The organism is Pseudoclavibacter chungangensis (assembly GCF_013410545.1).
GTDB lineage: Bacteria > Actinomycetota > Actinomycetes > Actinomycetales > Microbacteriaceae > Pseudoclavibacter > Pseudoclavibacter chungangensis.
In genome coordinates this window covers 137,689-151,479 of the sequence record NZ_JACCFV010000001.1, presented here as the reverse complement: position 1 = coordinate 151,479, position 13,791 = coordinate 137,689, and the positions used below count along the sequence as shown (strand labels likewise).

Annotated in this window: 11 protein-coding genes; 6 read left to right on the top strand and 5 right to left on the bottom strand. The window is 71.5% G+C overall.

The genetic code is table 11. The annotated features are described in order from the left end of the window. Positions 1-57: 57 nt before the first annotated feature. Together HNR16_RS00645 and HNR16_RS00640 are read left to right on the top strand one after the other, a co-directional pair. Complete coding sequence (locus HNR16_RS00645; RefSeq protein WP_158039085.1) at positions 58-2,346, top strand: hypothetical protein; 2,289 nt, start codon at positions 58-60, stop codon at positions 2,344-2,346. After that, complete coding sequence (locus tag HNR16_RS00640; protein ID WP_179558032.1) at positions 2,343-4,283, top strand: HSP90 family protein; 1,941 nt, start codon at positions 2,343-2,345, stop codon at positions 4,281-4,283. Before HNR16_RS00645 ends, HNR16_RS00640 begins: the two co-directional genes overlap by 4 nt. A gap of 27 nt (positions 4,284-4,310) precedes the next feature. Here the strand turns inward: HNR16_RS00640 and HNR16_RS00635 are convergent, their stop codons facing one another. The 4 genes from HNR16_RS00635 to HNR16_RS00620 form a co-directional block, all read right to left on the bottom strand. Continuing rightward, a complete protein-coding gene (locus HNR16_RS00635; RefSeq protein ID WP_158039083.1) occupies positions 4,311-5,192 on the bottom strand; it encodes an alpha/beta fold hydrolase in 882 nt (293 codons plus the stop codon). Next, a complete protein-coding gene (locus tag HNR16_RS00630) occupies positions 5,189-5,875 on the bottom strand; it encodes a TetR/AcrR family transcriptional regulator (RefSeq protein WP_225737725.1) in 687 nt (228 codons plus the stop codon). Before HNR16_RS00630 ends, HNR16_RS00635 begins: the two co-directional genes overlap by 4 nt. An 84-nt stretch (positions 5,876-5,959) precedes the next feature. After that, positions 5,960-6,823 (bottom strand): PhzF family phenazine biosynthesis protein, encoded by an 864-nt coding sequence (locus tag HNR16_RS00625; RefSeq protein WP_158039082.1) that lies wholly within the window; start codon positions 6,821-6,823, stop codon positions 5,960-5,962. A gap of 29 nt (positions 6,824-6,852) precedes the next feature. Next, positions 6,853-7,395 (bottom strand): YbaK/EbsC family protein, encoded by a 543-nt coding sequence (locus HNR16_RS00620; protein ID WP_225737724.1) that lies wholly within the window; start codon positions 7,393-7,395, stop codon positions 6,853-6,855. A 329-nt stretch (positions 7,396-7,724) separates the two neighbouring features. Here HNR16_RS00620 and HNR16_RS00615 point away from each other — a divergent pair, with 329 nt between their 5' ends. The 4 genes from HNR16_RS00615 (at position 7,725) to hpaD (ending at position 12,671) form a co-directional block, all read left to right on the top strand. Next, positions 7,725-9,188, top strand: coding sequence for a fumarylacetoacetate hydrolase family protein (locus HNR16_RS00615; protein ID WP_158039080.1), 1,464 nt, complete (start codon positions 7,725-7,727; stop codon positions 9,186-9,188). Continuing rightward, the gene (locus tag HNR16_RS00610; protein WP_218868350.1) at positions 9,167-9,895 is read left to right on the top strand and encodes a GntR family transcriptional regulator; all 729 of its coding nucleotides are present in this window, start codon (positions 9,167-9,169) and stop codon (positions 9,893-9,895) included. The genes HNR16_RS00615 and HNR16_RS00610 overlap by 22 nt, the downstream gene beginning before the upstream one ends. Continuing rightward, on the top strand, positions 9,892-11,388 hold the full coding sequence (gene hpaE, locus HNR16_RS00605) for a 5-carboxymethyl-2-hydroxymuconate semialdehyde dehydrogenase (protein ID WP_158039078.1): 1,497 nt from the start codon (positions 9,892-9,894) through the stop codon (positions 11,386-11,388). Before HNR16_RS00610 ends, hpaE begins: the two co-directional genes overlap by 4 nt. Positions 11,389-11,528: 140 nt before the next feature. Further along, the gene (gene hpaD / locus HNR16_RS00600; protein WP_158039077.1) at positions 11,529-12,671 is read left to right on the top strand and encodes a 3,4-dihydroxyphenylacetate 2,3-dioxygenase; all 1,143 of its coding nucleotides are present in this window, start codon (positions 11,529-11,531) and stop codon (positions 12,669-12,671) included. 612 nt (positions 12,672-13,283) lie between these two features. Here hpaD and HNR16_RS00595 read toward each other — a convergent pair. After that, complete coding sequence (locus HNR16_RS00595) at positions 13,284-13,760, bottom strand: hypothetical protein (RefSeq protein WP_158039076.1); 477 nt, start codon at positions 13,758-13,760, stop codon at positions 13,284-13,286. Positions 13,761-13,791 lie beyond the last annotated feature (31 nt).

Below are 13,791 nucleotides of genomic sequence, written 5' to 3'. Positions count from 1 at the left end.
ACGCGACCGTCCGTGCGCGACGCGCACGCCCGCGAGCGCCGAGCGAGGAGCACCACCATGATCAGCTACCGCGACGTCGGTCACCTCGAGGGCGACGAGGGGGAGCGACTGCAGGCACTCATCGAGGACCGCCAGTCGCTCAACGACCTCCCTGACGACGAGCACGGCATCGAGGCGTGGAAGGCGTTCATCGCGGACTGCGAGCGCATCGGCTTCCCCGAGTACATCGTGAGCGGGCAGTTCGAACTGTTCCGCCGCTACCGCGTGTTCGGGATGATCGACGAGGCGATGGACGCGTTCGTGCGCATGATGCAGGTCATCCACCACCACGGCGAGTTCGTGAAGCCCGAGAAGATCGAGTCGATGCTCGGGACCGTGTACGAGTCGGTCGAGGCGCTGCTCGGCGAACCGACCGCGTCGATCGCGCACATCACGCGCGTGATCGAACTCACCGAGGCCGAGATGCAGCGTTGGGGTGTCGAGAATGCCTCGGCCGCGTATTCGCGGGCGCTCGTCGCCGCCGCATCCGGCGACGCCCCCGGGGCCTTCGGGTGGCTCGAACGCAGCCAGTCGACGGGCAGCCCCGAGTGGCGGGCGGACGACGTCGCGAACATCGAGCTCGAGATCCCCCTGATCGCGGGCCTCGACCCCGTCCGTGCCGCCGCGACGCTCGAGCGACGACTGGCCGGCCTCGGTGTGGACCCGCGTCGCATCGATCCGGATCTGCTCGACGAGGACAGCGGCGCCGTCGGCCTGCTCGTCCTCCTCGCCCGCCTGTACCGGTTCACGGGGCGCGCCGCCGAGGCCGCCGCGCTCGTCGACCGGCTCCTCGCGGCGGTCGGTCTCGCCGGACTCATGGACGCGAGCGACTTCTACGACCTCGTCCCCGCCCTCGAGCACCGTCCCGAACTCGCGCTCGTCCCGAGCGATCGGATCCTGCAGGTGCACCCCTTCGAGTTCGCGGACTGGCGTCTCATCGCCGCCGTCGGCCGCAACCGGATCCTCGCCGACCCCGAGGGCGACGAGGGTGCGCTCCTGCGGGCACTCGCCGACGAGGCCGCGCTCGCGTTCGACCGGCGCGGCGAGACCGATGTGCACCGACGGGAACTCGCGAACACGTGGTGGGCGGGACTCCCCGCCACCCCGCGCCCCGCCGCTGCCGACGAGGAGGACTGGGGCGACGTCGACGAACGCGCCGAACTGATCCTGCAGGCCGGCTGGTTCGATCGCATCGACGTCGTCGACGGCACGTGGTTGTCGCCGCAGGACCGCGACGAGCTGCCCGTGGACGTCGTGCCGCACGACCCGCCGGCTGCGCTGTACCCCCAGTACCGGGCGCTCCTTATGTCGACCACGGAGCTCCTCGAGGCCGAGTCGGACGACGCGGCCGACACGCTCGCGGACCGACTCGAGCAGCGCGCCGTGCGCCTCCGGTGCGCGACGACCCGGTTCGCCGTGCCGCTGTTCCACGGCACGCGGGCGCTCCAGCGCGGGGACGGGATCACGTTCCTCCGCTGCTACGAACTCGCGCAGGAAGAACTGCTCGCGCGCGGCCCGTCGGTCTCCTCCGTCCTCCGGACGAGCGGCGATCTCGCGATCAGTCTCGGTACCGCCGTGCTCGTCGGCCACCCGGACATCTCGTTGGCCCAGATCGACGACCTCCTGCGCACCGAGGCCGACGTTCGCGCCCGGACCGGCGGCTCCGTCGCACCGCTCCTCCTGGCACACGCCGAGGTCGCCGCCCACCTGGGCGACGAGCCGGAGCTGCAGCGTCTGCTCGCCGAGCTCGACGAGCGGCTCGTCGCGGAGGGTGACCGGACCGACCGCGTTCCGTTCGACGCGTCCGTCGTGGAACTGCTCGCCCGGCGCGACCCGTCGACGGCCGCCCACCTCGCGAGGCGCATTGCCGACGACGGCGACGCCGAACAGGCGCGCGGTGCCGAGGTCTGGCTCGCGTGGTTCGACGCCCCAACGAATCCCCGCAGGAGCGGTGCACGGGTTCGCGAGATCCTCGACTCCGTCGACGGCGACGCCGACGAGATCACCGGCATTCCCAACTGGTTGCTCCTCGCGGGCCTCGCGCTCGGCGACGACGATCCGCGCCCGCTCATGGACACCCTGCTGGCGAAGGCGGCGACCGAGGGGCCGCTCGACATCGAGCTGTTCGCGGCGAGCGCCAATCTGTTGCTGCACCGGTACCCCGACGATCCGCGTGGACCGCAACTGCGCGACCGGGCCCTCGGCATCGCCCGCGCGATCGACGCACGCGACGGGATGACCCGCACGAGCTCGCTCCTCATCGAGCGATGGTTCGGCGGCGGAACGACGTCCGGTCCGGCGGCGTGAGCGAGGAACGCTTCCTCGTCGACCTGCGCGGCGTCGTCGATCTCCTCTCGCACCATCTCTACTCGAGCCCGCGCGTCTACCTGCGCGAGCTCGTGCAGAACGCGCGCGACGCGATCGTCGCCGGGCGGGAGGTACGTCCGGGCACGCCGGACGGCATCGAGATCGAGGTCGACGAAGCGGCCGGTGCGATCGTCGTGCGCGACCACGGCATCGGCCTCACCGAGGACGAGATGCGCACCGTGCTCGCGACGATCGGCGCGTCGAGCAAGCGCGACGACTTCGCCCTGACGCGGCGCAAGTACCTCGGCCAGTTCGGCATCGGCCTGCTCGCGTGCTTCCTCATCGCCGACCGGATCGAGGTGCGCTCGCGCAGTGCCCGTACCCCCGCGGCCGAGACGCTGCGCTGGGTCGGCAACAGCGACGGCACGTTCACGATCGACCGGGATGCCGAGCCGATGCACGAGCCGGGCACGGAGGTGCGCGTCCGGGCGCGGCCCGACGATCGTGACTGGGTGCGTCGACGCCGCGTCGCGTCGCTCGCATCGGATTTCGCGGAGTTCCTCGACACGCCCGTGCGCCTCGCCGGCAGGCCCGGGACGGATCCGGTGACGATCACCGACCGCACACCACCGTGGCGCGCCGATGCGGAGGAGTCGGCGCGCTGGTGCCACGCGAACCTCGGATTCCACCCGATCGCCCAGTTCCCCGTGGCGCTGCCCGCGGTGGGCGTGGTCGGCGTCGCGTACCTCGCCGATGCGCCGGGCCGCGTCGGCAACCGGCGCGGTGACCGCGTCTATTCGCGCGGCATGTTCGTGAGCGACGACAACGTGCAACTCGTCCCGGAGTGGGCGTACTTCGTGCGGCTCGTCGTCGAGACGGGCGATCTGCCGCTCACGGCGACGAGGGAGTCGCTCCAGCGCTCCGGGCTGCTCGAGGACGTGCGCGAGCACATCGGCCGACAGCTCCGCGACGGGATGGAGCGGCTCGCGCTGCACGAGCCGTCCGCGTTCGCGAGGTTCCTGGAGGTGCACGCCAGGGGGCTCCTCGCGATGGCCGTGAGCGATAGGGAGATGCTCGAGCTCGTCATGGCCCACGTGCCGTGGGAGACGAGTGCGGGCGAGCTGAGCTACGAGGTCGCACGTCGGCGGGGGACGCGAGTGTTCTACGCCTCGACGGCGCACGACTACATCGCGTTCGCGCCGCTCGTGCGTGCACGAGGGGATGTCCTCATCAACGGTTCGTACGTGTACGGTCGCGAGATCCTGCGGCTCGTGTCGCGGCGCCCGGGCCAGCGCGGCCGATTGCTGCCCTTCCGGCCGGACGAGTTCCTGACGGCACTGCCGGTGCCTGGGCCGGGCGACCCGCTCGCCGCCGAGCTGGAGCGCATCGCGCGGCCCGTGCTCGATCGGCTCGGTGTCGGGCTCGACGTGCGCGCATTCGCACCCGACACCGTTTCGGTGCTCCTCACGGGCATGGCGCACGGGGAACCGGACGAGGACGACGAGAACGACGACGCGTCGGATCCCTGGGCCGAGCTGCTCGGCACGACGCCCGAGCCGCCCCGCGGCCCGACCCTCGTGCTCAACACGGCGAGCGACGCGGTGCGCGCCGTACCGCTCGTCTCCGACGCTCGCGTGCGGGGCGAGGCGATCACGGGCCTCTATCTGATCGGGCTGCTCTCGGCCGGCGAGCGACTCGATGCCGACCGCTCGACGATGCTCGGCGAGACGCTGGGCGCACTCATCGCGGCCGCCGGCCGTGCCGCCGCGCCCGAGGACGGGAACGCACCGGGGGACGCACCATCGCGGGCGACGGACGTTCCCTCGACGATGTGGGATGCGCATCCGGCGACGGGCGACGCTCCCCCGACGGGATGGAACACCCCACCGGCGACGGGCGACGTCCCGCCGGACGACGTCCCGAACCCGTGGCCCTGAGCACGTGCTCCCGCCCAGGGCGGGGAGCTACCGGGCGAGGAGGTCCCGCACGAACCGCGCGATCGGTTCCGGTCGTTCCTCGGCCATGAAGTGGCCCGCCTGGATCGGCTCGTAGGTGACGTCGTCCGACCACGCGGCCCAGATCTCGGCGGGGTCGAAGCCCAATCGGGTTCCCCAGTCCTGCGAGATGACGCCGACCGGCATCGCGAGCCGTCGGCCGGCGGCGCGATCCGCCCGGTCCGTCTCGAGGTCGATGCCCGCTGTCGCGCGGTAGTCGGCGACGATCGACGGCACCGCAGCGCTCGAGGCCCGGACGTAGTGCTCGCGGAGCTCCGGTGCGAACGTCGTTCCCGTCGGGTCCCACGCGTCGAGGAACGACGCGAAGAAGTCGTCGGCGACGGCCTCGATCATGCGTTCGGGCAGGCCCGCGGGTTGGGCCATGAGGTAGAGGTGCCAGGCGACCTTCGCGTCGACCCCGTGCAGGACGTCCCACGTGTCGAGCGTCGGGAGCACGTCGAGGATGCCGACGTGGCTGATCGTCTCGGGGTGATCGAGACCGGCCCGGACGGCGACGAGCGCGCCGCGGTCGTGCCCGACGACGGCGAAGCGCTCGTGTCCGAGGTGCGCGGCGACCGCCACGACGTCGGCCGCCATGGTGCGCTTGGAATAGACGTCGGGCGTGTCGGCGTCGGGCTTGTCGCTCGCGCCGTAGCCGCGCAGGTCGACGGCGATCACGGTGTGCTCGCGCCGCAGCTGAACGGCGACGGCACGCCACATGAGGTGCGTCTGGGGGAATCCGTGGAGGAGGACGACCGCGGGCCCGTCCCCCGCGCTCGCGACGTTGAGCATCACCCCGTCCGCGCCGGGGAGCCGTGCCGTGTCGAAGTCGGGGATGGTGAGGTCCGTCATGGTCGGCTCCTGGTTCGCTCGTCGGTCGGTGTCGCCGGGGTCGGGTGCCCCGAGAAGATGCCCGCCTGCCCGGCCGCGACGCCGCTGCGGAGGGCGGGCAGCAGGACGCTGTCGGTCAGTGCTCGCCGGTAGGCCGCGTCGCTCGTGAGCCCGTTGAGGCGCCGGATGATGAGCACGGCGGCCGCGACCTCCTCGTAGGCGAAGGGGTCGACGGTCTCGGGGAGCTCGGCGCGATCGATCGCGTTGCGGATCACGTCGGCCGGCAGCCGCGCGCCGGTCGGTCCGGCGGTGGACTCGATGTGCTCGCACAGCTCCGGATCCCGGAGCCCGGCCTGCATGATCGTCAGGCTGAGCGGACCCCCCTCGGCCATCGTGGCCTCGAGGCGTTCGAGCAGCGCGAGGAGGTCGCCCCGCAGCGAGCCCGTGTCGATGGGCTCGGGGGAGTTCGCGGCCGCGGGCCCGGACTTGATCGCCGCGACGATCATCTCGCGTGTGGTGGACCACCGACGGTAGAGCGTCCGCTTGGAGGCGTGGGCACGCCGCGCGACCTCCTCGAACGTGACACCGTCGGCATCGCCCTCGCGCAGGACCTCGAGCACGACGGCGAGGATCTCGCGCTCGCGCGCATCGTCACGAGGCCGGCCGGGACGCCGGGCGACGGATTCACCATTGGGAAACAACACGTGCCGTATCCTAACAGATAGCGAAGGCAACGACGGCTCGGGCGCCCGGGCGCCCGGGCGCCGACCTGCCGGGCGACCGAGCCGTCAGCCGAGCTCGACGGTGCCCTCGATGACGGTCGTCGTCTCGCCCGCGACCCAGAACTCGTCCGGACGCTCGGCATCGGGCGAGATGTGGACGCGCCCGCGCCTCCCGAGCGCCGTGCCCTGTGCGGCGACGTACGGGGCGCTCAGGTGCCCCGCCCCGACGAGCCATCTTGCGAGCCCAGCATTGAGCGACCCGGTCACGGGGTCCTCGTCGACACCGATGCCGGGAACGAACCCACGCACCTCGAGGTCGGCGCCCACCGTCGAACCAGGAGCATGCGGCGCCACGGCCCCTATCGCGAGCCCGGCATCGGCCATCGCGCTGAAGTCGGGCTCGAGCGCGAGCACGGCATCCGCATCGCGCAGCAGCACGCCGAGGAACTCGGGGCCGTTCACGACCCAGGAGACGTCGACGACATCGTCGTCCGTGATGCCGAGGCTGGCGAGCGCGGCCGATCGGGTCGCGTCATCGGGCGCGCCCGAGCGGATGAGGGGCGGCGCCGCGAAGGCGAGCAGTCCGCTCGGGTCGCGCCGCAACTCGACGAGGCCGATGCCGCACTCCTGCATGAGTCGTCCGGACGTCGCGGGCGCCCCTCCCGCGGTGAGCCACGCTTGGGCGCTCCCGAGCGTGGGGTGCCCGGCGAACGGCAGTTCGCCGCCCGGCGTGAAGATGCGCAGGCGGTAGTCGGCCGCGGGGTCGGTCGGCTCGAGGAGGAACGTGGTCTCGCTGAGGTTCGTCCAGCGCGCGAACGAGGCCATCGTCTCGTCGTCCAGGCCGTCGGCCTCGTGCACGACCGCAACCGGGTTGCCGAGACCGGGCTCGGCGGAGAACACATCGACCTGCGAGAACGGGCGCTTCGTCATCCCCCCACGCTAGCGACCGCAGGCGACGTTCATGCGACGGGGCGCGCGAGCCCGTCGATCACCTCGACGCCTGGCAGTGCCGCGAGGACCGCGCCCGGCAGTGCGATCTTCGCACCTCTGATCCCCGCACCGACGATCACCTCGGGAAGGTCGACGATGCGCGAGTCGACGAACACCCGCCAGTCGCTCGGCACGCCGATGGGCGTGATGCCGCCGTATTCCATGCCGGTGCGTTCGGTGGCGTCGTCCGTCGACGCGAAGCTCGCCTTGCGCGCGTCGAGCAGGTGCCGGACGACGCCGTTGACATCGGCGCGGGTCGTCGCGAGCACGAGCACGGCGGCCGTCGTGACGACGTCCCCACGCTTCCCCATCACGACGAGGCAGTTGGCCGAGGCCTCGGGCGCCACGTCGTACGCCGCACAGAACGCAGCGGTGTCGGCGAGGTCCGGATCGATGGGAGCGACGAGCACACGCTCGAGGTGCTCGGGCGGGAGCGCCGCGATCGCGTCGGCGACGGGTGGGGCGAGCAGATCGGGCCGTTGCAGCGCGGTGGTCAGCTCGAGCGTCGACACGGGGCCTCCTCGTCGGTCGTTGGCGGGCCGATCGACGTCGGCACCGATTCGCATCGAACACCGCTCGTCGCGCGAACACGCGGGCGGAGGTTCGAGAACCGACGCTACCCGTCACGCGCTCGGCGCCCACCATGTGGCGTCACACCGCGGAACGGAGGCGAGCGTCGGATCGCCCTGTCGTCAGCACGCCGCCACACGACCCGGACCGCCGACCGCCGCAGTGGCCCGGTTCCATGCCTCACTCGACCGTTGCGCATTGCCCCCTTGCGCGCCGACACAGATCGTATATGATTTCAGATATCCACTGTTGCGACGATGCGGGAGGAACCATGGCGATCGACTTCGCTGGAGCACATCGGCCGGGCAAGATCATCGCCCTGCACCTCAACTATCCGTCGCGCATCGCGCAGCGTGGTCGCAGCCCGAAGTTCCCCGGCTACTTCCTCAAGGCGGGCACCTCGGTCGCCGGCACCGGCGGCACGATCGAGCGTCCCGCGGGCACCGAGCTGCTCGCCTACGAGGGCGAGATCGCCCTCGTCATCGGCGAGACGTGCCGCCGCGTCACGCCCGAGGAGGGCTGGTCGAAGGTCTCGGGCGTGACCGCCGCGAACGACTGGGGGCTCTACGACCTCCGGTACGCCGACAAGGGCTCGAACGTCAAGAACAAGTCGGGCGACGGCTTCACCCCGCTCGGCCCCGAGGTCATCCCCGCGACGGCCGTCGAGCCCACGGGGCTCCGCGTCCGCACGTGGGTCAACGGCGTCCTCGAACAGGACGACACGACAGCCGATCTCGTCTTCCCCTTCGGCCGGCTCGTCGCCGACCTCTCGGCGCTCATGACGCTCGAAGCGGGCGACGTGATCCTCACGGGCACGCCGGCCGGCTCGTCGGTCGCGCGCCCCGGCGACGTCGTCGAGGTCGAGGTCGACGCACCCGACGCCCCCGGCGCCCCGTCGACCGGGCGGCTCGTCACGACCGTCGTCGAGGGCTCCGAGCCGATCCCCGCCCACAGCGCGCCCCCGCAGGTCGACGATGCACAGCGCATCGAGGCGTGGGGCTCGGCGGAGGCCGCGGGGATCGCCGAGGCCGGGCCCGTCATCACGCCCGAGCTGCGCGAGAAGGTCGCCGCCACCGCGGTCGCGACCCTCAGCGCGGCCCTCCGCAAGCGGGGCATCAACAACAGCTCGATCGACGGCGTCCGTACGAACAAGCCCGGCGAGCGCATCCTCGGCACGGCGCACACGCTGCGCTTCATCCCGAACCGCGAAGACCTGTTCGCGAGCCACGGCGGCGGGTTCAACGCCCAGAAGCGCGCGATCGACACGGTCGCGGCGGGCGACGTCGTCGTCATGGAGGCGCGCGGCGAGAAGGGCACCGGCACCGTCGGCGACGTGCTCGCGCTGCGCGCCCAAGTGCGCGGTGCGGCCGGCATCGTCACCGACGGCGGCGTGCGCGACTCGGCCGCCGTCGCCGAGCTCGACCTGCCCGTCTACTCGTCCGGCTCGCACCCCGCGGTGCTCGGACGTCGGCACGTGCCGTGGGAGGTCGGCGGCACGATCGCGTGCGGCGGCACCGCGGTGCAGCCCGGTGACGTGATCGTCGGCGACGACGACGGCGTCATCGTCATCCCGCCGCCCCTGTTCGCCGAGGTCGTCGAGGAGGCCTACGCCCAGGAACAGCAGGACGCGTGGGTCTTCGACCAGGTCGCGGCCGGTGAGCCCGTCGACGGCCTGTTCCCGCCGAACGCCGAATGGAAGGCACGGTACGCCGCATGGCGCGAATCGCAGCAGTAGCGGAGCCCCGCTCGAAGGCGCAGATCGCGCTCGCCCACCTCCGCGAGCGCATCGAGGACGGCACGTACGCCCCCGGCTACCGGCTCGTTCTCGGGCAGATCGCGCGCGAACTCGGCATCAGCCCCGTGCCGGTGCGCGAGGCCGTGCGCATGCTCGAGGCGGAGGGGCTCGTCACGTACGAGCGCAACGTCGGCGCGCAGGTCGCGATGCTCGACCCCGAGCTCTACGCCCACACGATGGAGACGCTCGGGCTCGTCGAGGGGTATGCGACCGCGCTCACGGCGCCGCTCCTCACGCCCGACCGGATCGCCGAGGCGCGCGCCATCAACGCGCGGATGGCGGCGGCCCTCGAGGACTTCGACCCGACGCGTTTCACCGAGCTCAACACCGAGTTCCACGCCCACCTCTACGAGGACTGCCCCAACCCGCACGTGCTCGACCTCGTCGAGCGGGGTTGGGCGCGAATGGCGCGCATGCGCGCCTCGACCTTCGGCTTCGTGCCCGGCCGCGCCCGGGAGTCGGTGGCCGAGCACGAGGGGATCCTCCGGCTCATCGAGGACGGCGCACCCGCCGCGGAGATCGAGCGGGCGGCCCGCGAACACCGACTCAACACACTCCGGGCCGTCCAGGCCTCGACCGACACACACCATCCGACCCCACGGGCGACCACGACGTCGCCCACCCACCGTGAAGGGATCTCCACATGACCCAGGCACCTCCCGCAGGCGTCCCCACGACCATCAGGCACTACATCGACGGCGAGTTCGTCGACTCGGTCTCGGGCGAGACGTTCGACGTGCTCAACCCGTCGACGAACGAGAACTACGCGACGGCCGCGTCGGGTGAGCAGGCCGACATCGACCGCGCGGTCGCCGCGGCGACCGAGGCGTTCGAGAACGGCCCGTGGCCACGCATGGTCCCCCGGGCCCGCGCACGGGTGCTGAACCGCATCGCCGACGAGGTCGAGAAGCAGGACGCGCACCTCGCCGAGATCGAGTCGTGGGACACGGGCCTGCCCATCACGCAGGCGCTCGGACAGGCGCAGCGCGCGGCCGAGAACTTCCGCTTCTTCGCCGACCTCATCGTCGCCCAGCACGACAACGCGTTCAAGGTGCCCGGGCGGCAGGCGAACTACGTGAACCGCAAGCCCATCGGCGTCGCGGGGCTCATCACGCCGTGGAACACGCCCTTCATGCTCGAGTCGTGGAAGCTCGCGCCCGCGATCGCGTCGGGCTGCACGGTCGTGCTCAAGCCCGCCGAGTTCACGCCCGCGTCGGCGCAACTGTGGGCCGGGATCTTCGAGGAGGCGGGGCTGCCGAAGGGCGTCTTCAACCTCGTGAACGGCTTCGGCGAGTCCGCCGGCGACGCCCTCGTGAAGCACCCGGACGTGCCGCTCATCTCGTTCACGGGCGAGAGCCGCACGGGACAGATCATCTTCGGCAACTGCGCGCCGAACCTCAAGGGCATGTCGATGGAGCTCGGCGGCAAGTCGCCCGCCGTCGTGTTCGACGACGCCGACCTCGACGCCGCGATCGACTCGACGCTGTTCGGCGTCTTCTCGCTCAACGGCGAGCGCTGCACCGCGGGCAGCCGCATCCTCGTGCAGCGCGGCGTCTACGACGAGTTCCTCGAGCGCTACGCCGAGCGGGCCCGCAACATCGTCGTGGGTGACGTGCACGACCCGAAGACCGAGGTGGGCGCGCTCGTCCACCCCGAGCACTACGACAAGGTCATGAGCTACGTCGAGATCGGCAAGGGCGAGGGCCGCCTCCTCGCGGGCGGCGGGCGTCCCGAGGGTGCGCCCGCAGAGGGCAACTGGGTCGCCCCGACCGTGTTCGCCGATGTGAAGCCCGACGCGCGCATCTTCCAGGAGGAGATCTTCGGGCCCGTCGTCGCGATCACGCCGTTCGACACGTACGACGAGGCGCTCGAGCTCGCGAATGACACGCGCTACGGCCTCGCGGCCTACGTGTGGACCAGCAACCTCAAAGACGGTCTGAACTTCGCCCAGTCGATCGAGGCCGGCATGGTGTGGCTCAACTCGCACAACGTGCGTGATCTGCGTTCGCCGTTCGGTGGCGTGAAGGCCTCCGGGCTCGGGCACGAGGGCGGCTACCGCTCGATCGACTTCTACACCGACCAGCAGGCCGTGCACATCACGCTCGGCGACGTCCACACGGCGCGCTTCGGCGCGAACTGACGCACGGCGGGTGGGGAGTCGAGCCGCCCCACCCGCATCGCGCGGCACCGGTGCCACCCCCGCTCTCGCGGCCCCGCTGCCGCCACCCGCTCCCGCGGCACCGCTGCCGCCCCACCCGCCAACGAAGACAGGAACTCGGCATGTCCGAACTCAACGACCGCACCCGCACCTCCTCCGGCTTCTACGTCACGAAGGAAGCCCCCATCCAGAGCGACAACCCGGTCCCCACGCCGGCCGCCGCGCCGCCGGACATCCTCCGCTGCGCCTACATGGAGCTCGTCGTCACCGACCTCGCCGCGTCGCGCGCCTTCTACGTCGACGTGCTCGGCCTGACGGTGACCGAGGAGGACGACGAGGTCATCTACCTCCGCTCGCTGGAGGAGTTCATCCACCACAACCTCGTGCTGCGAAAGGGTCCGGTCGCGGCGGTCGCCGCGTTCTCGTACCGCGTGCGCAGCCCCGAGGACCTCGACCGCGCCGTCGCGTTCTACACCGAGCTCGGGTGCCGCGTGGAGCGCAACCCGAACGGTTTCGTGAAGGGCATCGGTGACTCGGTGCGCGTGGAGGACCCGCTCGGGTTCCCGTACGAGTTCTTCCACGACGTCGAGCACGTCGAGCGGCTCGCGTGGCGCTACGACCTCTACACGCCGGGCGCGCTCGTGCGCCTCGACCACTTCAACCAGGTGACGCCCGACGTGCCGCGCGCGGTGCGCCACTACCAGGATCTCGGGTTCCGCGTGACGGAGGACATCCAGGACGACGAGGGCACGGTGTACGCCGCGTGGATGCGCCGCAAGCCGACGGTGCACGACACGGCGGCGACGGGCGGCGACGGGCCGCGCATGCATCACGTCGCGTTCGCGACGCACGAGAAGCACAACATCCTCGCGATCTGCGACAAGATGGGCGCCCTGCGCATCTCGGACCGCATCGAGCGCGGCCCCGGCCGCCACGGCGTCTCGAACGCGTTCTACCTCTACATCCTCGACCCCGACGGACACCGCGTCGAGATCTACACGCAGGACTACTACACGGGCGACCCCGACAACCCCGTCGTCACGTGGGACGTGCACGACAACCAGCGCCGCGACTGGTGGGGCAACCCCGTCGTGCCGTCCTGGTACACCGAGGCCTCACTCGTGCTCGACCTCGACGGCAACCCGCAACCCGTCATCGCCCGCACCGACACATCCGAGATGGCCGCCACGATCGGCGCCGACGGCTTCTCGTACACGCGCGAGGACGACGGGGACAAGGGGTTCAAGATCGGGAACCAGCTGTAAAGCACGACCGGGCTGACGAAGGAGGCAAGCGAGCGGTTCGAGTGAAACGAGGCGGGTCTCGGGGACCCCCGAGCCCACGAACTCGTTCGAGGGGGCCTTGCCGGGAGGAGGTTCTCGCGCGCGACGGGGCATCCCGCCTCGGGCTCGAAGTTGACCTCCCTGAAGCGCGCCGTCCGCGTGCCCGCACCGGGAACGACGAGTGACCTGCTCGGGCCGAACGGCGCTGCGCCTCGGACGAGGGCGGTCGCGGCGGGCTCGGTCAGCCGTCACTCGGGGACGCACCGGGCACGGCCGGCTGCGGTCGCGAGCGCGTGTGAGGTCGCTCAGCGCTCGAGGCTGTTCCGCCGTGATGGAGACGGCCTTCCCCGGAATCGTGCGGGCGGGGCCGCTCGCTCGATCACTCGCCCCGGTGCCGGCTCCGGGGTCGTGCGCGAGGTGTCGTCGGGCAACGCAATGGCGACGGAGCGCGTCGCCAGCCAACGCTCGATCTCTTCGATCGGCGGATGGTCGGTCGCAACGCTCACGACCCGGTCGGCCGCCTCACGAGGGTCGGCCCTGGTGCCGCGATGCCACGTCGAATCTCGAGGACGTCGTCGAACGTGAGGAAGTCCGTCATCGATCGGCCAGATCGTCGAGCGTCTCGCGCCACTCGTCCGCCAGGCGAGCGATCAGCGCTTCTCGTGCTGCCGCGCCCGGTCGCGGGCTGATGGCCAATGCGGGACGGGCCGGTACGGCCCCCTCGGAGTCGCTCGCCCGCTGGACACCGTACGAACGCAGACGCTCCATCGAAATCTCCGGTGGGCCGAGACCTGCCATTCGCTCCCCTGCCGCGCGCACCGCGCGCCAGGGACTCGCGGACCCCTGCACCTCGTCAGCTACACGTTGGGCGTCTCGATAAAACATCACCACGGACACGACCATTGCCTCGAGTTCCGGTTCGAGCTGCGCCGCCTCGGCATCATGTGTGGGTTCCGAGCCGTTGTCGTCGATCGTCGGAACGCGCGGACCCGCGCCGTCGGCGACGATCGGCGCATCGAATGCCGGCGCCACCGTCCACGTGAGCACCCACAGCTGCACGAGCGTGAGCATGGCGTGCCGGGGAGCACCATCGGGCACGCCG

Bases quoted from the DNA above. Each gene is read 5' to 3' on its own strand.
- HNR16_RS00625 (WP_158039082.1), bottom strand. From the start codon at position 6,823: ATGACGAAGCGCCCGTTCTCGCAGGTCGATGTGTTCTCCGCCGAGCCC.
- HNR16_RS00615 (WP_158039080.1), top strand. From the start codon at position 7,725: ATGGCGATCGACTTCGCTGGAGCACATCGGCCGGGCAAGATCATCGCC.
- HNR16_RS00610 (WP_218868350.1), top strand. From the start codon at position 9,167: ATGGCGCGAATCGCAGCAGTAGCGGAGCCCCGCTCGAAGGCGCAGATC.
- HNR16_RS00635 (WP_158039083.1), bottom strand. From the start codon at position 5,192: ATGACGGACCTCACCATCCCCGACTTCGACACGGCACGGCTCCCCGGC.
- HNR16_RS00595 (WP_158039076.1), bottom strand. From the start codon at position 13,760: ATGCTCACGCTCGTGCAGCTGTGGGTGCTCACGTGGACGGTGGCGCCG.
- hpaD (WP_158039077.1), top strand. From the start codon at position 11,529: ATGTCCGAACTCAACGACCGCACCCGCACCTCCTCCGGCTTCTACGTC.
- hpaE (WP_158039078.1), top strand. From the start codon at position 9,892: ATGACCCAGGCACCTCCCGCAGGCGTCCCCACGACCATCAGGCACTAC.
- HNR16_RS00645 (WP_158039085.1), top strand. From the start codon at position 58: ATGATCAGCTACCGCGACGTCGGTCACCTCGAGGGCGACGAGGGGGAG.